This is a genomic window from Winogradskyella eckloniae, from assembly GCF_013249045.1.
Lineage (GTDB): Bacteria > Bacteroidota > Bacteroidia > Flavobacteriales > Flavobacteriaceae > Winogradskyella > Winogradskyella eckloniae.
Map to the genome: position 1 here is coordinate 121,876 of NZ_JABRWP010000008.1, position 18,545 is coordinate 140,420.

The 18,545-nt window shown below is 32.3% G+C and carries 16 protein-coding genes; 8 read left to right on the forward strand and 8 right to left on the reverse strand.

The genetic code is table 11. The features are described from left to right. Positions 1 to 310 precede the first annotated feature (310 nt). The 3 genes from argS (at position 311) to HNV08_RS13565 (ending at position 4,611) form a co-directional block, all read left to right on the forward strand. The gene (argS, locus tag HNV08_RS13555; RefSeq protein ID WP_173281928.1) at positions 311 to 2,086 is read left to right on the forward strand and encodes an arginine--tRNA ligase; all 1,776 of its coding nucleotides are present in this window, start codon (positions 311 to 313) and stop codon (positions 2,084 to 2,086) included. A gap of 95 nt (positions 2,087 to 2,181) precedes the next feature. Continuing rightward, positions 2,182 to 3,213 carry an AraC family transcriptional regulator gene (locus tag HNV08_RS13560; RefSeq protein WP_173281888.1) on the forward strand — a complete coding sequence of 344 codons (1,032 nt, stop codon included), beginning with the start codon at positions 2,182 to 2,184 and terminating at the stop codon, positions 3,211 to 3,213. Positions 3,214 to 3,315: 102 nt separating this feature from the next. Then, positions 3,316 to 4,611: a carboxypeptidase-like regulatory domain-containing protein gene (locus HNV08_RS13565; protein ID WP_173281889.1), complete on the forward strand. Its 1,296-nt coding sequence runs from the start codon at positions 3,316 to 3,318 to the stop codon at positions 4,609 to 4,611. A 61-nt stretch (positions 4,612 to 4,672) separates the two neighbouring features. On the opposite strand, the gene HNV08_RS13570 is transcribed toward HNV08_RS13565, so the two are convergent. The 5 genes from HNV08_RS13570 to HNV08_RS13590 all read right to left on the reverse strand — a co-directional run bounded on the left by HNV08_RS13570 (position 4,673) and on the right by HNV08_RS13590 (position 10,359). Then, a complete protein-coding gene (locus tag HNV08_RS13570; protein WP_173281890.1) occupies positions 4,673 to 5,215 on the reverse strand; it encodes a YfiT family bacillithiol transferase in 543 nt (180 codons plus the stop codon). Beyond that, positions 5,212 to 6,495 (reverse strand): acyloxyacyl hydrolase, encoded by a 1,284-nt coding sequence (locus tag HNV08_RS13575; protein ID WP_173281891.1) that lies wholly within the window; start codon positions 6,493 to 6,495, stop codon positions 5,212 to 5,214. The genes HNV08_RS13570 and HNV08_RS13575 overlap by 4 nt, the downstream gene beginning before the upstream one ends. 34 nt (positions 6,496 to 6,529) lie before the next feature. Next, complete coding sequence (locus HNV08_RS13580) at positions 6,530 to 8,836, reverse strand: TonB-dependent receptor plug domain-containing protein (RefSeq protein WP_173281892.1); 2,307 nt, start codon at positions 8,834 to 8,836, stop codon at positions 6,530 to 6,532. Next, positions 8,829 to 9,725, reverse strand: coding sequence for a FecR family protein (locus tag HNV08_RS13585; protein ID WP_173281893.1), 897 nt, complete (start codon positions 9,723 to 9,725; stop codon positions 8,829 to 8,831). The genes HNV08_RS13580 and HNV08_RS13585 overlap by 8 nt, the downstream gene beginning before the upstream one ends. A 118-nt stretch (positions 9,726 to 9,843) precedes the next feature. After that, positions 9,844 to 10,359 carry an RNA polymerase sigma factor gene (locus HNV08_RS13590; RefSeq protein ID WP_173281894.1) on the reverse strand — a complete coding sequence of 172 codons (516 nt, stop codon included), beginning with the start codon at positions 10,357 to 10,359 and terminating at the stop codon, positions 9,844 to 9,846. 105 nt (positions 10,360 to 10,464) lie between these two features. Here HNV08_RS13590 and HNV08_RS13595 point away from each other — a divergent pair, with 105 nt between their 5' ends. The 5 genes from HNV08_RS13595 (at position 10,465) to HNV08_RS13615 (ending at position 16,522) form a co-directional block, all read left to right on the forward strand. Then, the gene (locus HNV08_RS13595; RefSeq protein WP_173281895.1) at positions 10,465 to 12,759 is read left to right on the forward strand and encodes a hypothetical protein; all 2,295 of its coding nucleotides are present in this window, start codon (positions 10,465 to 10,467) and stop codon (positions 12,757 to 12,759) included. Positions 12,760 to 13,015: 256 nt separating this feature from the next. Then, positions 13,016 to 14,347 carry a signal recognition particle protein gene (gene ffh, locus HNV08_RS13600; protein WP_173281896.1) on the forward strand — a complete coding sequence of 444 codons (1,332 nt, stop codon included), beginning with the start codon at positions 13,016 to 13,018 and terminating at the stop codon, positions 14,345 to 14,347. A gap of 70 nt (positions 14,348 to 14,417) precedes the next feature. Beyond that, complete coding sequence (locus tag HNV08_RS13605) at positions 14,418 to 14,789, forward strand: four helix bundle protein (protein ID WP_173281897.1); 372 nt, start codon at positions 14,418 to 14,420, stop codon at positions 14,787 to 14,789. 120 nt (positions 14,790 to 14,909) lie between these two features. Beyond that, positions 14,910 to 15,794 carry a bifunctional 5,10-methylenetetrahydrofolate dehydrogenase/5,10-methenyltetrahydrofolate cyclohydrolase gene (locus tag HNV08_RS13610; RefSeq protein ID WP_173281898.1) on the forward strand — a complete coding sequence of 295 codons (885 nt, stop codon included), beginning with the start codon at positions 14,910 to 14,912 and terminating at the stop codon, positions 15,792 to 15,794. 8 nt (positions 15,795 to 15,802) lie between these two features. Then, a complete protein-coding gene (locus HNV08_RS13615) occupies positions 15,803 to 16,522 on the forward strand; it encodes a YwaF family protein (protein WP_173281899.1) in 720 nt (239 codons plus the stop codon). Here HNV08_RS13615 and HNV08_RS13620 read toward each other — a convergent pair. The 3 genes from HNV08_RS13620 to HNV08_RS13630 are packed head-to-tail and all read right to left on the reverse strand — an operon-like array spanning position 16,515 to position 18,538. Next, positions 16,515 to 16,937 (reverse strand): VOC family protein, encoded by a 423-nt coding sequence (locus HNV08_RS13620; RefSeq protein WP_173281929.1) that lies wholly within the window; start codon positions 16,935 to 16,937, stop codon positions 16,515 to 16,517. The genes HNV08_RS13615 and HNV08_RS13620 overlap by 8 nt on opposite strands. Continuing rightward, on the reverse strand, positions 16,937 to 17,704 hold the full coding sequence (rluF, locus tag HNV08_RS13625; RefSeq protein WP_173281900.1) for a 23S rRNA pseudouridine(2604) synthase RluF: 768 nt from the start codon (positions 17,702 to 17,704) through the stop codon (positions 16,937 to 16,939). The genes HNV08_RS13620 and rluF overlap by 1 nt, the downstream gene beginning before the upstream one ends. Positions 17,705 to 17,725: 21 nt before the next feature. Then, positions 17,726 to 18,538, reverse strand: a complete 813-nt coding sequence (locus HNV08_RS13630; protein ID WP_241697227.1) for an alpha/beta fold hydrolase — start codon at positions 18,536 to 18,538, stop codon at positions 17,726 to 17,728. Between the last annotated feature and the right edge of the window lie 7 nt (positions 18,539 to 18,545).

The window sequence follows — 18,545 nt, forward strand, 5'->3', positions numbered from 1 at the left end:
TCAAAAATGCTACTATCAAAACAAATATGCTAATAATTAAGATTTAATACGAATAAATTAGATAAACGGTTGAAAAAATTATAATTCGAAAAAGTCATTTCGATTAACGGCAGAAATCTTGGAGGTAATACAGTTTCATCGACGAAATGCATCTTGCCTTTAATTTATTGTTTGTCAATAGGTTATGTTTGTTGTTGTCCAAGGGACTTTGAAAATTATAGGTCAATAATTATGTGAGTCCAACTGCTAATAAAAACAATAAATCTGCTATCTTTGCAAACGTTTTTAAATGCCAAAATATAACAGAATTATGACTCTTCAAGAGACTTTAGAAATACATGTAAAATCAGCAATAAATGCATTGTTCCAATCGGAATTAGAATCTGTAGAATTTCAAGCCACACGCAAAGAGTTTGCTGGAGATATTACGGTTGTTGTTTTTCCTATGCTACGAGTTGTGAAGGGAAATCCTGCTGTCATTGGAGAACAAGTTGGTCAATATTTGTTAGACCATGTAGAGTTAGTAAAAGGATTTAATGTTGTAAAAGGGTTTTTAAATATTGAAATCAGCGATAGCTATTACCATAATTTCTTTCAAACTATAAAAGATAAAAGCAATTATGGCTTTGTTGAGAAAAAAGAAGATAAGGCCGTTATGGTAGAATATTCTTCACCAAACACTAACAAGCCACTGCATCTTGGTCACGTAAGAAATGTATTGTTAGGATATAGTGTTGCAGAAATTTTAAAGGCTTCCGGAAAGACGGTTTATAAAACACAGATTATCAATGATAGAGGTATTCATATTTGCAAAAGTATGTTGGCTTATCAGAAATTTGGACAAGGAGAAGTGCCTTCTGAAACTTTAAAAGGCGATAAGTTAGTCGGAAATTACTATGTGAAGTTTGATCAGGAATATAAGGCACAAATCTCAGAATTAGTTGAGAATGGGCAGACAGAAGAAGAAGCGAAAAAAAATGCACCTTTATTACTAGAAGCTCAAGAAATGTTAATTAACTGGGAAGCAGGAGATGAAGACGTTGTTGCGCTTTGGAAAAAAATGAACCAATGGGTTTATGATGGTTTTGATGTTACATATAAAAATATAGGTGTTGATTTTGATTCCTATTATTACGAAAGCAATACCTATTTATTAGGTAAAGAATTTGTTGCCGAAGGGTTAAAAACTGGCGTATTCTTTAAAAAAGAAGATGGTTCTGTTTGGTGTGATTTAACGGAAGACGGTTTAGACGAAAAAATAGTTTTACGTAGTGACGGAACCGCTGTGTATATGACGCAAGATATTGGTACAGCCATTCAGCGTATTAAGGATTTTCCAGACGTTGGTGGCATGGTGTACACTGTAGGTAATGAGCAAGATTATCATTTTAAAGTCTTATTCTTAATCTTGAAGAAATTAGGATTTGATTGGGCTAAAAATCTGTTCCACTTAAGTTATGGTATGGTAGATTTACCAAGCGGAAAAATGAAGAGTAGAGAAGGCACCGTTGTAGATGCAGATGATTTAATCAAAGAAATGGCAGATACAGCTGAAGAGATTTCTAAAGAATTAGGAAAGCTTGAAGACTATGACTACACTGAAAAGAAAGCCTTGTACAAAACCATAGGTTTAGGTGCATTGAAATATTATATTTTAAAAGTAGATCCTAAGAAAAGAATATTATTCGATCCAAAAGAGTCTATAGATTTTCAAGGAAATACAGGTCCTTTTATTCAATATACATATGCTAGAATTCAATCTATTTTAAGAAAAGCAGATGCAAATTCTAAGCCTGTAGATTATACAGAATTACCGCTTCATGAAAAAGAAAAACAGCTTATTAAGCAATTAGAGTTGTTTCCGGAAGTTATTCAAAATGCAGCAGAACAGCACAGTCCTGCATTGATTGCTAATTATACTTACGATTTAGTAAAAGCGTTTAATTCGTTTTATCAAAATGTATCTATCCTTGGTGCGGATTCAGAACAAGAAAAACAATTTAGAGTTGAGTTGTCTAGAATAGTGAGTCAGACTATAAAAAATGCATTTCAGGTTTTAGGAATACAGGTTCCAGAGCGTATGTAATTGGTGTTTTTTGTAGTCTTTTTTTTAATCCACAAAAATTAGCCTTAAATTGTATTCATTCATTTTGAGGTATTTTGGAAATTGTTCGTTATATATTGTTAACCCAAGTCTTTGTTGCATTTTTTGTAGCAGGAGGCATTTTTTTTAAAAAAAGACAATTACGTCATATTTCCTTATCTGCACTTATTGCGTTAGTTGGGTTTCATATTTTAATTTTTTTATATGGCTCAAGCCAACTGGTTAGTATTTATACAGAATTTGTAGATTGGTTTTATTTTGAGGTCGCTTTTCTGTTTGGACCATTAGTTTTTATCCATTTACAATGTTTAGTTTTTGATAAAAAAAGACTAAAAGGCATAGACTTTTTGCATCTACTGCCCATTGTAGTCTTTTGGATAGGTTATGGTGATGTACTGTTAATGGAAGGCACTGTACGTGCACAGTATGTTTACGAAAATTTTAATTCTAGAACCATGGTATGGAATTACCTTTTAGCCTTACAGATGATGCTGTATGCTATAGGATGTTCTATTTTTCTTTTTAAGAACAAAGCTAAGCTTTCAGAGAAACGCTTACAATACGCTGTGTTTTTAGTATTGGCTTATGTTTGTTCTTCCTTACTCATTACTTATTTAACACATTATGCGAATAGCTGGAGAGATTTTGCGTGGTTCTATGTCATTCTTACCTTTTTGATTTTTGGCGTTGGATACTTTTTGGTTAACAACCCAGAGTTTTTACTTCAAATTAAAAAGAAATATTTTGGGTCTAATCTTAATGAAAAAGACATGAAAAGAATTAAAGCTAAAATTGAAAAGGCATTTAAAAATGACAAAGTTTTCTTAGATGGACGTTTTAATATTTCGGGATTAAGTGAAATTTTAAATGAAAAACAACATCATGTTTCCCAAACATTTTCTGAATACATTTCTGAGAATTTTAATGACTATGTCAATAAGCACAGAATTGAAATTGCGAAACAATATTTACACGATTCTAAATACCAACATCTTAAAATAGAGGCTATTGCCTTAGAAAGTGGCTTTAATAATAAAGTAACATTTTATAAAGCATTTACCAAGTTTACAACGCAAACACCCTCTGCTTTTAGGAAATTAAAAAAGTGAAGAATAATAATTGTTTACGGTTTTACAACAGGGTTTTTATAGCTTAAATGAGAATTGTTGTAAATTAGTGTGAAATAAATAGCTAATTAAAAAAACAATGTTATGGAAAGAACAAACAAATTTAAGATGTACTCTAACATCTTTTTTGCACTTCTATTTTTTACGGTATCAGTAAATGCACAATCTGCTTTTAAATCGTACAACGGAAAAATAATAGATGGTAAAACCAACAAAGCTTTAGAAGCTGCGAGCTTACATATTAACGGCACCAATATTGGTACTATTTCAAATTCGGAAGGTGAGTTTACATTAAAAGTACCTCAAAGTTATGGAGATTCTAAAGTTATGATTTCTTTATTAGGATATAATACTTATGTTATTCCGCTATCAGAATTGAGCGCCAATAGTACAGTAAAATTATATACAGCAGTGACAACATTATCGGCTGTTAGTATTTCTGCATTTAAAGATGCTAAGAGTTTAGTAAGAAAAGTGTTTGACGATAAGAACAAAAATTTTCAAAATGAGTCTGTTTATATGACTGCTTTTTACAGAGAAACTATAAAACGAAGAAGTAGAAATGTGTCACTAACAGAAGCTGTAGTGAATATTCTAAAAGAGCCAAACGCTTCTAAAAGTCGTGATGCAATACAATTAGGTAAGGCGCGAAAGAGTACAGATTATAAACGTTTAGATACGGTCTCTGTTAAACTACAAGGAGGACCATTTTCTACAGTATATCTAGATATCATGAAATATCCTGAATATATTTTTACAGAAGAGAGTATTCAATCTTATGATTTTGTGTTTAATGAGCCTTCAACAATTAATAATAGAAATGTATATGTTGTAGATTTTAAACCTGTGGATAATGCCTTTGAAGTAAATTATCATGGTAAACTTTTCATTGATGTAGAAACTTTGGCACTGGTTAGTGCTAATTATGCGCTAGATGTTAGTGATATGAATAAGACTAAAAACCTTTTGGTAAGGAAAAAACCAAGTGACATTGTCGTTTATCCTCTTGAGGCGATTTATAAGGTAGACTATAAAGCAAAGGGTAGTAAATGGTATTACAGTTATTCTAATCTAAGCCTAAAGTTTAAAGTCAATAAAAAACGAGAGATTTTTAATAAAGTGTATACCTTATCTAGTGAAATGGCAGTTACGGATTGGGAAGTTAACACTGCAGATAAAAAAATTAAGAATAAAGATAAATTAAGGCCTACTGTAATAATTACTGATGCCATTTCTGGATTTTCAGACCCTAATTTTTGGGGAGAATTTAATCTAATAGAGCCAGATAAATCTATTGAAACTGCAATAAATAAAATTAAGAAAAGTATTGAAAAACAACAACAAAGTGATAAAGGTAAAACCGTAAGTGGTACACCATAAATTGTCTAGAACTCATACTAAAAACACAAAACCCTGAATATTATTCAGGGTTTTGTGTTAATTAATATAGGCTTTTAAATTTTAACGCTTGCTTAATATGAGATACATGATGATTACTATGCCAAGCGTAAATTCCAATTGTTTCTTCTAAAGAAAACCGCTTGCCATGTTCTGGGTGAACAAACTCAAGTTTTAATTGCTGTTCGGTAAGGCTTTTTAATAATACGCCTAGTTTTTTATGCACACCTATAAGAATAGAAATTGAAGAATCAATAGGCTCATTATAATCTATTAAATGTGCAAACTTATCTTCTAAATAGGGTTTGATAATTGGAGAGTCTTCGGTTAGTGTGAGTTTAAATCTCAGCAAACTATTAATATGGCTGTCTGCACAATGATGTACTACTTGTTGTATGGTCCATCCTTGAGGTCTATACTTGTACTTAAGTTCTACCTCATTAAGGTTTTTGGTTAAAGCTATAATAGATTGTGGTAGCGATTCTATGGTGTTAATCCAGTTTTCTATGTCTTTTTTTGTTATCACTTTAGGTGTAATAAATTCACCTATAGGATACTTTAATGTGTATAATTCCTTTTCTGTCATTTGCTTTTGTTTTTCTCTTTTAGTTGAAATCGGTAGATATATCCACAGCTAAGTTCTGTAAAATCGGCTTGCCCAAGGTTGGCATTGATGTGTGCAGCTAAATAAAGATTATGTGTTGGCGCTTTATTAGTCGTCCACAAATAATATTTTAATCCCATTCTTGAAGAAATGGTTCGTTTTATTTCGTAATACCAATCTAATTCGCCTAAAACTTCTACGGTTTCACCGTTTCCATTTAGATACGAATAGCCTTGATTAAGCTGCCAATCTATTTTATAAAATGGTTTGTAGATGTTTAGTCCAATTTCGAGTTCAAAACCAATATGATCAATTAATAACTCAGAGGTTGCAAATAGACCAAAATTTGTAGCATAGCCAAAAGGATTTTTAGTGTAATGTGGAAATTGCTCAGAGACTAGAGTGCCATTAGTGTTGATGTAGTCGTAGTAATGTTCGTAAAATCTATAGTAAAATCCACCACCAAATTTAAAGGTGTTATTAATAATTTTTCCGGCTGAAGCTGCTATAGAATAAACTTCTTTTTCATTGTTGTTTGTTTTAGAAAGTACATTTTGACCAATTCCAATTCTTGCGGAAAGATAATTTTGAGATTTAGTAGTGTGATTGGGTTGTTCAAAATTTAAAGTGTCGAGATGTTTATTTTTAATTGTTGTAGATATACTTGTTGCAATAGAGTTTAAGCCTTGATTAGGTAAGCTAGTGTGACCGTTAGAATGGTGTAAATAGCCTAAGCCAATTCGCCAATCCATCCGTTTTGTTGCCATAACGTCGTAAAAAAGAAAGGACCTAAAAGACCAATTTATTTTAGAGGAAATAGCTCTGTTAAATGCATTAGTATTCGCATTGTATTGTACATTAATGTACGAACTCCCAAAACCAGTTTGTAGGTTTAAGCCTTTAATTTTATTTTGAAAAATTGAAAACTCTATAAAGGGTAAAATGCTGTAAGCATGGCCTACGCTCTGCGAATTACCAAAATCGGTGTAGCCAAACGAAATACCAGTCTTTGGGTAATTGAGACGAGCAGCCCATTCTTTATTTTTATTAAAATTGAATCGTCCAAGACTTAGAAATAAACTTTTTTGAAGTTTTGTTTTAGGAAATTGCGTATTGGCTTCTAATGTTTTTCCGATGTGTAATTCTGGGCTAACAAATACTGACGTGTTACCAGAATTAGAAGTGGATTGTGTCCAGCAATTTTGAGAAAAAACAACGACAAAAATCCCAATAAAAAATTTTAAATTGATAGCAGTATGCATTACTGTTTTAGATGATTGGTCATACAATAAACAACTAAAAATTGATTCTTAAACTAATATTGGGTGTTAATTTTAAAGAACGATTATTAATTTCGGTAATGGTATCATCAGCATTTAAACTGTAATAGCGATTCACAATATTGGTTTGGTTAAACAGATTCCATATTGAAGCACCAATTTCTGTTTTTATGTCTTTTGTTAATTGAAAATTATAAATCGCGGAAATATCCGTTCTAAAATAACTTGGTAATCGTGCGTTGTTTGGTGCATCATATTCTATAACAGCATTATTGTTATTCTGCGCAATTGATGGTGTTGTATATGGTCTTCCGGAATGCCAATTAATACCAAAACCTACTTTAAAATTGTTTTTGCTATAGGTTAATGATGTGTTAGCAACATGCTGCAAATCTAATGTGTTTGAAAAAGCATTTCCGTTATTTAAATTTTCAAAATGATACTCGTTTTTACTATAAGAATAACTCAGCCAAGTACTAAAATTTTGAAGTCTTTTATTGACTAAAAAATCTATTCCTTTAATAGTGTATGAGCCAATATCATTGTTAAATTGAAATTGATTTTGAAACGCTTGACTCTGCGCTGTTATGCTGCCAACATTTTTGTAATATGCCTCTAGAGAAACCAGTAAATTGTTTTGGTTGTAGCTTAAACCCGCTGAAATTTGTTGACTTTTAACTAATGGAATAGTGCTATTGTTTGCGAGCTGCCATCGTCGTTTTTCTATACCTAAAAAATCTTGCTGTAAATCTGTGATTTGGGTAATTTCTTGACTTTTTAGTTCGCCCAAAATTTCTAATCTAAATTGGTCTGTGAGTTTTTGATTAAAAGCAAAACGCGGTTCAATAATTAATTCTTTTAGTTTACCAAAATAACTAATTCTTGCTCCAAATCTTAAATTGGTATTTCTAGATTTAGAATAGCGTTCTACTTCACCAAATACGGCATGTGTTCTTATAATTTCTTTCTTTAAACTTGTGAAATTAGGATTAGTAACATCTTCAAAATTTGTAACACCAACTTCGTTAAATTGATAACCGAGATTTACATTTAAATTAGAATTTATTGAATTTAAAACATCAATTCTAAAACCGTAGTCTTCTACTTTGTTTTCTTGTTCTAATTGTTGATGACGTGTGATATTGTGGTTTTTGGCATCTAAGTCATAGTTAGAGTAATAGATCTGAGTAGATAAAAGTAGGCCTTGTTTTAATTGTTTAGAAAAATTAGCACTTGCACCATAGCTCACTTGGTTGAGAACGCTGTTGGTTTCTTCTATGTCATTGTCTTGATTAATAAAAACTTGATTGTAATCTAAGTTATTATACATATTGAGTAGATTAACTCGGAGTTTGGTTGAGCTATCAATGTTGTACAATAGTTTGGCATTAAAATCATAAAACAAAAAGCGTTCATCTAGAGCTAATCGCGTTGTATTGCTTGTGTTTAGTTCAGAGTCTCTAAAGATGCGATCAAAATAAGAATCATAAGTTTTAGAAACTATTAAATCTGTGTAAGAGCGTCTTGTGGCGAGCAGTAATTCTACTTTTTTCGATAATGAAATTTTGGCAAATCCATCGACACTTAACATATTGCCACCAAGTCCTGCACTACTAGTGTGGTTTAACTCTTCTGTGTTTTGTATTGCAATTGTGCTCGATACGGCATTACCATATTTAGCACTTGTGCCATTTTTTGAAACCGTTATGTTCTCAGATAAATATGGATTAAAGGCAGAAATTAAACCAAAAAAATGGCCAGATTGATACATTCTAATCCCTTCATATAAAACTAAATTTTGGTCATTTGTTCCACCTCGAACATTAATGTTAGAAATACGTTCATCGACACTTATAATTCCTGGAAGGTTTTGTACAATTTGTAAGACATCTGGCTCTATTAATCCAGGGAGAATTTCAAATGCTTTTTTGTCGGCTTCTATAGTACCATAATTGGTTTTAGAAATACCTTTGGTAAGATAGTTAACAACAACAACTTCCTCTAGTTTTTGAATACGATGTATTGGTTCTGTTGGTTGTATTGGCGTAATTGTAATAAAACGATCATTTAATATTTCAAAATGAAGAGGTGTGCTTTGTTTGAGCTGTTCTATAACTTGTTTTAAAGTTAAATTATCAGAAAAAGGAATGACTTTAATGTTCTCAATGGCTTTAGTTTCGTATGAAAACTTTACATTAAATTTTTCTTCAAGCGATAAAATAATTTGAGCAAGTGGCTGTTTTTCCTGTTCCTGACAATGTGTACGGTTACAGAATGTAATGGATAATATGAAGAAAATTAGACTTAGTAATTTTTTATTCACGCTTTAGTAAAATAGATTTTCCTGATTTGCTATAGCTTAAATTTAATGGTATTGTAACAGATTTCAGGGCTAAATCTAAATTATTATGTGTAAAACTTCCTGTGAACAAACGCGAAGTGTCTATTTCGTCTGCGATTATACGAATATCGTAATGGTTTTCGATCTCAGACAGAACATGTTTTAAAGCAATGGTTTTAAAGCTACTTTCGCCATGCAACCAATTGGGTTGCACAGCGTTTTCTTTTTCATTAGCTAATAGTTTCCCATCAATAAGTTTAAAAGTACGACCTGGCTGTAACGTTACGGTTGTATTGTTGTGTGTAACACCAACTAAGCCTTCAAAACATGTAACCTCAAAGTAAGATTCACGTTGTTTTACATTAAATTGTGTCCCTAAAACACTAACGATTCCGTCAGATGTAATTACGTTAAACTTTTGGCCTTTAGCAACCTTAAAAAAAGCTTCGCCTTGCAAGGTAACTTCTCTGGTGTTAGACCAATTTTTTTCATTAAATGCTAATGTAGAATTGGCATTTAGCTGCACTGTGGAATGATCTGGTAATGCGATAGAACTTTGCTCAGCAACTAGAGTGTTGACTTGCGTATCTGAGTTTGATGTGTAAAAATAAACACTTACTGCTATGGTTAATACAGCTGCCATTCGCAGAAGAGGTTTTAACCAAGGTTTAGAATGAGAGCGTTTATGGTTAAGTTTTGGGAGTAGTGACTCGTAGTTATGGTCCACAGAAAATTGAGGCGCTTTAAATCCTTTTAATGCGCTATCCAATTTGGTTAAATCTTTATAATCTTCTAACTGCTCAAAAGCAATTTGCTCTTCAGTACTGAGATTATTGTCTAACCATTTTTTTATGAGTTCTTCTCGTTTCATAATCGTAATTCAGGTATATAACAGCTTATGTTAAAAAATCCCTACCTTTTTTTATTTCAAAGTTTTTTATTTCCATCAACCATCAACCATCAACCATCAACCATCAACCATCAACCAATTAAATCTCATCAATCTCTTCGCGTAACTTTTTTAACGCGCCATAGATTCTTTTTTCTACACCTTTTACAGAAATATCGAGTAGCTCTGCAATTTCTTTAAACCGTTTGCCTTCAACTCTGTTCATTAAAAAAGCAACGCGTTGTGCTTCGGTTAGGTTATTTATGGCGTTTTGCAATTTTAGATGATACTCTTTTTCTTCTAAAACAAACTCAGGTGTTTCATTGGTGGCATGTTTTTGTGGTTTCTTTGTATGTTTTAAGACTACTTTTTTGTGGGCAATAACATTGAGCATTAAATTATTAGCAGTTGTAAATAAGAAACTCTTGGCTTTTTCTGGAGCAATCTTACTACAATTTTGCCATAATTTAATATAAGCTTCTTGCACTTGGTCTTGCGGATTTAAGTGTTCGCCAAACTTGTAGTACAAAAAATCATGTAGATTTTTAGCATGCTTTTTATAGATGCGCTCAAATAATTGAGCTTCGCAAATGTTGTTGTGTAAAGGTTTACTCATAGGTCTAATTAGGTGCTACAAATTATAAATAAAATTTTAATATTTTAGGGTAGGAGTTTTGTCTTTTAACTTGTTATATGGTAAATAGTTAAATCTAAAGAAGCTATGAAAACCATTAAAAGCTACTTGTTTTCAATTGTCCTTTTTGCCCTTTTTGCTTTTACATCTTGTCAAGATGAGATCACTGATATAGAATTGCCTAATGATCAAGAGACTCTAGTCCCAAATTCAGCATTAGTGAATTTAATGAGCAGCACTGCAACTCTTGATGGTTCTACAGATGATTTTTTAGATAACGCAAGTTGTTTTTCAGTAGATTTACCAGTAACTGTGCTTGTAAGTGATATTACAATTGTTATAGAGACTGAAGAGGATTTACAGGAATTAGAAGCCTTATTAAATAATGTATCGGTTGACGAAGATGCTTTAGATTTTATATTTCCAATTACTATTATTTTTAATGACTATAATCAAGTTGTTATTGCAAATTCCGAAGCGTTACATACTTTTATAGAAGAATGTGCTTCTAATGGATCTGATACCGATAATATTTCATGTGCAGATTTTGTTTACCCTATTTCTTTTTCGGTTTTTAATTCAGGATTTAATTTAGTAGATACTATAACTATAGAAAATGATCAAGCGTTATATGTGTTTTTAAATACGTTAGAGGAAGATGATAATGCGTTAATTGTTAGTCTAAATTTTCCTGTATCTATCGCTTATACTAATGGAGACGTTATAGCGGTTAATACGAATGAAGAGTTAGCAGAGGCCATTGAAAATGCAGAACAATATTGCCAAGATGACAATGATAATTGTATAGAGGACGAAGTAGCGTTAAATTTAGTAGAATGCCCTTGGGAAGTTTACTTATACACTAATAATGATTTAGAAAATTTAGACGGACCATTACAATTTACTTTTAGTAACGATGGTAATGTGTTGATAGAAGGTGTGTTAGAAAATCCATATACAACGACCTGGTCCTTAGATCTTACAGATGTAGGATTGGTGTTGCATATTGAATCGTTATATTATTATGAAGCTCAGTTAGGAAACTGGTTAGTTGTAGCCTGTGAATCAGAAAATATTAGTTTAGAGTATATAGCGGTAGATGGTACCGGAATGTTTTTAGAGCAAAACTGTAATCCTGATTTTAATTGTTCTATAACAGATATAAGTGATATTTTACAAGAATGTCCATGGGATTTTTCAGATGCTACCGGAAATTATGATAATTACCAATTAATTTTTAATGCAAATGGCGAATTACTAATTTCAGAAGGTATGGCAACATCTGCCATTGGTGGCGCATGGAGTTTGTCGTCTACAGATCAAGGTGTTTTTATTACCCTTTCAGACTTAACAGCTTTTCAAAATGATTTAGGAGGAGAGTGGTTAATTGTAGAATGTGATGATGATCGATTAGAATTAGTAAAAGGAAACCAAAGCTTAGTTTTAGAGCAAGATTGTGAAAATGATGATGATTTAGTTTTTAATTGTTTTGGTGTTTTCGAATTGGTAGCATGTATAGGCCCAAATCTCGAAGCAGAATTTAATCTAAGTGCGGACACCATTGGTTTAATAGATTGCCAGTATAGTTTTACACCATCCTTTCATGTTACACAATTAGATGCAGAAGCTAATACTAATGCTATTGTAGATACAGAATCGTATTGGGCGGCAACAAGCGAAATATACCTTAGAATTGAAGCAGAAAGTGGGAATTTTGAAATTTATTCAATCTTTTTAAATACCACTGAATGTAATTATTTTGAATGTTTTGAAAGCTTTGACGCCATCTTAGAAACATGTTATACCGATGCAGCAGTATTATATGAGTTTAATCTTCCGTTAGCTTTTTCAAATTGTATTCCAACTGCAGATGAAGTAACGTATCACATCACGCAATCTGATGCAGATGCAGCTATGAATGCTATAATAAATCCTGAAAATTATCAAACAGCAGAATTAAATTCGTTTATCTATACCAGAGTAGAAATTAACGGTGAAGTTGAAATATTTTTGATTCAATTACTGGTCAATAATTGTAGTGCAGGTAATTGTACAGAAGGCGATGTAGATGGTATATTAACAGAATGTCTATGGCATATTACGAGTTATAATGGAAGCGATAATCTAAGCGATTATAATTTTAATTTTGAGGATACCACAGGTGGTGTTGTAATTTACAATGATACCATCACAATAGATGCTAATTGGTCTACTTCACAACCAAATGATTTAGTTGTAATTGAATTTTCAAATGTAGCTGGCCCAAATATTCAGGCTATAAACGGGAGTTGGTATGTTGTAGAATGTACAGCAGCGCAATTAGTGTTACATAATATTAATGATAGTAATAATGAAATAGTTCTAGATCGAACCTGTGAATAAAGAAAAGTGCTAAAGGTTAGTAATTTTAGTAAGTTAAGTTGATTGAAAAGAGTCTCTCGCTATGAGTGGCTCTTTTCGTTTTTTATTAAAAACAAAGCGTTTCATTAAGCGCAAACTTTCACTATTAAATGCTACAATAATGGCTAAAAACTTATTCATCAAACACATTAGTAATTCCCTCATAAATTCTTAAATTTGCAACTTATTAAATATTACAGACTGCTTACTTGCGGACTGCAAACTGAAGACTAGAAACATGTTCAATAATTTAAGTGATAAGTTAGATAAAGCGTTACACGTATTAAAAGGTCATGGTAGCATAACAGAGGTTAATGTTGCTGAGACACTTAAAGAAGTAAGACGTGCGCTTTTAGATGCCGATGTTAACTTTAAAATTGCGAAAGAATTTACCGTTAGAGTAAAAGAAAAAGCACTTGGTCAAAATGTATTAACAACATTACAACCAGGTCAGTTAATGGTTAAAATCGTAAAAGATGAATTAACTGAGCTTATGGGAGGTGATGCAGAAGGGATTAATCTTTCTGGTACGCCAAGTGTCATATTAATGTCTGGTTTACAAGGATCTGGTAAAACCACTTTTTCTGGTAAATTGGCTAATTATTTAAAAAATAAAAAAACTAAGAAACCTTTACTTGTAGCTTGTGATGTGTATCGTCCTGCTGCAATAGATCAATTACATGTTGTAGGAGATCAAATAGGAGTAGAGGTTTTTAGCGATAGAGGAAACACAGATCCTGTTGCGATTTCTAAAGCAGGTATTGCGCATGCAAAAGCAAATGGTCATAATGTTGTTATTATAGATACAGCTGGTCGTTTGGCAGTGGATGAAGAAATGATGAATGAAATTTCGAATATTCACAAAGCAATTGAGCCGCAAGAAACATTGTTTGTGGTAGATTCTATGACAGGTCAAGATGCTGTAAATACGGCAAAAGCCTTTAATGATATCTTAAATTTTGATGGTGTTATCCTTACCAAATTAGATGGTGATACACGTGGTGGAGCTGCCATTTCTATTAAGTCTGTTGTAAATAAGCCAATTAAATTTATTGGTACAGGTGAAAAGATGGAAGCCATAGATGTCTTCTATCCATCACGTATGGCAGATCGTATTTTAGGAATGGGTGATGTGGTGTCTTTAGTGGAGCGTGCTCAAGAGCAGTTTGATGAAGAAGAGGCAAGAAAATTACAGAAGAAAATTGCGAAAAACCAATTTGGGTTTGATGATTTCTTAAAACAGATTCAGCAAATCAAGAAAATGGGTAATATGAAAGATCTTATCGGAATGATTCCTGGAGCAGGAAAAATGATGAAAGATATAGATATTGATGATGATGCTTTTAAAGGCATAGAAGCTATTATTCATTCTATGACACCAGAAGAGCGATCTAATCCTTCAGTAATTAATGCAAGTAGAAAAAAGAGAATTGGTAAAGGGTCTGGTACATCAGTACAAGAAGTAAATCAACTCTTAAAGCAATTTACTCAAATGAGTAAGATGATGAAAATGATGCAAGGTGGAGGCGGAAAACGCATGATGCAGATGATGAAGAATATGCCAAAATAAAGTTTGCAGTATTCAGTCTCAGTCTTACTTTAATTGTGGTTTAATTTAAAATTTTAGGAAATAAATATATATGGATTTCAAAAAGTTATTAGCATATCAAAAAGCATTTGACTTAGCTATGTTGATTTTTGAAATATCAAAATCATTTCCTAAAGAAGAAAGATATTCTTTAACAGATCAAATTAGACGTAGTTCTCGTTCTGTTAATGCTAATATTACAGAGGCTTACAGAAAAAGAAGGTACCCAAAGCATTTTGTGAGTAAACTAACAGATTCTGATGCTGAAAATTCAGAAACAAAAACATGGCTAGATTTTGCTTTGGCTTGTAAATATATTTCAATTGAACAACACGAAAATTTATCAGATCAAGGAATTGAAATTGGTAAATTAATAAATTATATGATTAATAATCCAGGAAAATTCGGAGTAAAAGTGGAATGATTTTTTTATAATTTAGTTAAAGCCATAAGCGTAAATCCTATACACTGTAGCTTTGACTGAAAATATAAATAATAAAAGTGTTTTACTGAATACTGTGACTGTGACTGAAAACTAATAGAGATGACAATTCTAGACGGAAAAAAAGTAAGTAACGACATTAAAAACGAAATCAAAGCCGAAGTCGATAAGATGAAAGCTAATGATGAAAAAGTACCACACTTAGCTGCAGTGATTGTTGGTAATGATGGTGCGAGTTTAACATATGTTGGTAGTAAAGTGAGAGCCTGTGAGCGCGTTGGGTTTGAGTCTACAATGGTACGTTTGTCTAATACCACTAGTGAGGTGGAGTTACTCGATACAATTGAAGAACTTAATAATAACGATGCTATTGATGGTTTTATCATTCAGTTACCATTACCACCACAAATTAATACGCAAAAAGTATTAATGGCTGTAGACCCAAACAAAGATGTAGATGGTTTTCACCCAATGAACTTTGGGAAAATGTCTTTAGATATGTCTACTTTTATTCCTGCAACACCTTTTGGGATATTAGAGTTGTTAGATCGTTACGAAGTAGAAACAAAAGGTAAGCACACTGTTGTTATTGGTCGTTCACACATTGTAGGTCGTCCTATGAGTATTTTAATGGGAAGAAAAGGCTTTCCTGGAAACTCTACAGTAACATTAACGCATAGTCATACAAAGAATATTACACAGATTACATCACAGGCAGATATCATTATTTCTGCATTGGGTATACCTAAATTCTTAAAAGCCGAAATGGTTAAAGATGATGTTGTGATTATTGATGTAGGAATCACAAGAGTACCAGATGATTCTGAAAAAGGATATTACATTACAGGTGATGTAGATTTTGATGCTGTAAGCAAAAAGGCAAGCTATATCACACCTGTTCCTGGTGGTGTAGGACCTATGACTATTGCAATGCTTTTAAAGAACACATTGTTGGCAAGAGAACAGCATAGAAAGCATAACAAATAAGATTTTATATGAATTTACTAGAACTACTTATTGTACCACTAAAGGTTACAATAGGTAGTTTTCAGCATATAATGCCAATTGTTTTTGCTTGTGGTTTTACGGTGTTTCTTATTACGTATGCAAAAACAAAATTAACAGCAACTCAACAAGAGAAAACCATTCAATATCTAGGTTGGTTTATTTCCATTACACTTATTAGTTTTCATATTTATCGAATAGGTTTTGATAATTATAATTTTAAAACCGATTTACCACTATACCTCTGTAGTTTAATGGCATTGTTACTTCCGATTTTTACAACAAAACGTAAATTTTGGATGTTCGAAATTTTAGTATTTTGGATTATTGGCGGAACCTTGCAAGCCGTAATTACACCAGATATAACAACAGGTTTTCCTAGTTTTGATTATTTTAGATATTGGATTGTGCATTTAGGATTGCTTTCCGTGATCTTCTATTTCATAGTTGTATTTAAGATGAGGCCAAATTTAAAAAGTGTATTTAAATCGTTTTTGGCGCTACAAGGCTATGTACTTACAATGGTAGCTTTGAATTATGTGTTAGATGCCAATTATTTCTACTTAAACGAAAAACCAAAATCAGCCTCTATATTAGATTATTTTGGAGAATGGCCTTATTATATTTTGGTGGTACAGTTAAGTGTTATTCCGTTATTTTTAATAATATATTTACCGTTCTACTTTTTAGGTAAATCGAAAACTACTTAGCAAACAACTGGTCAATATGCTTAAAGGCCTTAAACTCTAATGCATTTCCTGAAGGGTCTTTAAAAAACATAGTGGCTTGTTCACCAACTTCGCCTTTGAATCGAATGTAAGGTTCTATTATAAAAAGAATATTTTTCTGTTTTAATACATCTGCGAATGCTTGAAATTTATCCCATTCTAGAACAACACCAAAATGAGGTACTGGCACATCTTTTCCATCAACCAAATTAGTGTGTGCATCGTTTTTAGGTTGAGGTTTGTAGTGAATGACTAATTGATGTCCAAAGAAATTATAATCTACCCAATGGTCACTGCTTCGTCCTTCTTCAAAATTTAAAATATTGGTGTAAAAATCTCTGCATTCAGATAAATTAGAAACAGGAATAGCCAAATGAAAAGGAGATAATGCCATAATTAACGTCTAGATTTTCTAAAGGATTCTTGGTTATCTTCATAGGTTTTTACAGAATCGGCTATGAGGTTATTTAGCGTATTAAATTCCTCTTTTGTTAATTCTCGGTATTGACCTATAGGTAAATCAAGTTGTATATTCATAATCCTAACACGTTTTAATGTTTGCACTTCGTAATTAAGATATTCGCACATTCTACGGATTTGTCGGTTCAACCCTTGTGTTAAGATAATACTGAATGTAAACTTGTCTATTTTTTTAACAACACATTTTTTAGTCCGTTTACCTAAATCTTCAAGATATATGCCACCAGACATACGCTCAATAAACGTTTGAGAAATAGGAATGTCTACAGTGACTATATATTCTTTTTCATGATTATTACTTGCCCTTAAAATCTTGTTGACAATATCGCCATCGTCAGTAAGAAGAATTAAACCTTCACTTGGTTTATCTAATCTACCTATTGGAAAAATGCGTTTAGGGTAATTGATATAGTCAATAATGTTGTCCTTTTCTACACGCGTATCTGTAGTGCAAACAATACCAACAGGTTTGTTAAAAGCAAGGTAAACAAAGTCTTGTTTTCGCTCGCCAATAATTTCGCCATCGACTTTTACAACATCTTCTGGTGCTACTTTGGTGCCCATTTCAGGGATGACATCGTTTATGGTGACTCTACCAGCTTCTATTAGGCGATCTGCAGCTCTACGAGAGCAATAGCCTGCTTCACTAAGGTATTTGTTAAGGCGTTTTAAATCTTCTGACATAGAACAAAAATACAATAAAGATTAGTCATTAATAAACCCAATAATCTTAGGTGTTAAAGAAACGTCTTTTAATCCATGCCCAAATCCTGAAGTAACGACAAACTCAGAATTTTTATAGCGATTGGCGAGTAGTTGACCATCTTCAAAAGGAATAATTCTATCTTTTTTGTCGTGAATAATCAACCCTTTTGCTTGTATGGATTCTAAAAAATTTGCAGTAGAAAAATAGGAGACAGGCCTTCCAAAACGTTCTAAAACGATTTTGTCTAATCCGTTAGAAACCCTTTTGTTAAAACCCATCATAGTTTTGTATCTACTAAATACACCTGTAAAATGAGCAGGTGCACCCAATAAAATTAATTTTTTAATGCTAGGGATTTCATTGAGATAAGTGCTAAATACGCTAGCCATACCACCAACCGAATGACCAATTAATATCTCTGGTTTAAATTTTTTAGCAACGACATTTATAAATTCTGAATATAAAACCGCATTGAATTGTTTTCCACCAGATCGTCCATGAGCAGGTGCATCTAAAGCAATGATGTTATAATCTTGATCTTTTAAATCCTTTAGAATATAGGCCCAACGCGAAGCATTACTTTCCCAACCATGTGCCAATAAAACGGTTTTGTTATGGCCAACCCAACGATATGTGGCAATTTCGAAATTTTCATAAGCTATTTCTTCAAAAAATGCCGATTCTATAATTTGTTTTTGGTCTGTATTGTAGCGACCTTTTCTAGGTGATGCAAATAAAGACAATGCTTTTTTTGACGCTAATTTAGAAGATACCAAACTTGTAGCGTTAAGCGCGTTTCCTATGGATTTCATAACAAAA

Coding starts and splice junctions, on each gene's coding strand:
- argS (WP_173281928.1), top strand. CDS start 311: ATGACTCTTCAAGAGACTTTAGAAATACATGTAAAATCAGCAATAAAT.
- HNV08_RS13565 (WP_173281889.1), top strand. CDS start 3,316: ATGGAAAGAACAAACAAATTTAAGATGTACTCTAACATCTTTTTTGCA.
- HNV08_RS13570 (WP_173281890.1), bottom strand. CDS start 5,215: ATGACAGAAAAGGAATTATACACATTAAAGTATCCTATAGGTGAATTT.
- HNV08_RS13575 (WP_173281891.1), bottom strand. CDS start 6,495: ATGCATACTGCTATCAATTTAAAATTTTTTATTGGGATTTTTGTCGTT.
- HNV08_RS13585 (WP_173281893.1), bottom strand. CDS start 9,725: ATGAAACGAGAAGAACTCATAAAAAAATGGTTAGACAATAATCTCAGT.
- HNV08_RS13590 (WP_173281894.1), bottom strand. CDS start 10,359: ATGAGTAAACCTTTACACAACAACATTTGCGAAGCTCAATTATTTGAG.
- HNV08_RS13595 (WP_173281895.1), top strand. CDS start 10,465: ATGAAAACCATTAAAAGCTACTTGTTTTCAATTGTCCTTTTTGCCCTT.
- ffh (WP_173281896.1), top strand. CDS start 13,016: ATGTTCAATAATTTAAGTGATAAGTTAGATAAAGCGTTACACGTATTA.
- HNV08_RS13605 (WP_173281897.1), top strand. CDS start 14,418: ATGGATTTCAAAAAGTTATTAGCATATCAAAAAGCATTTGACTTAGCT.
- HNV08_RS13610 (WP_173281898.1), top strand. CDS start 14,910: ATGACAATTCTAGACGGAAAAAAAGTAAGTAACGACATTAAAAACGAA.
- HNV08_RS13615 (WP_173281899.1), top strand. CDS start 15,803: ATGAATTTACTAGAACTACTTATTGTACCACTAAAGGTTACAATAGGT.
- rluF (WP_173281900.1), bottom strand. CDS start 17,704: ATGTCAGAAGATTTAAAACGCCTTAACAAATACCTTAGTGAAGCAGGC.
- HNV08_RS13630 (WP_241697227.1), bottom strand. CDS start 18,538: ATGAAATCCATAGGAAACGCGCTTAACGCTACAAGTTTGGTATCTTCT.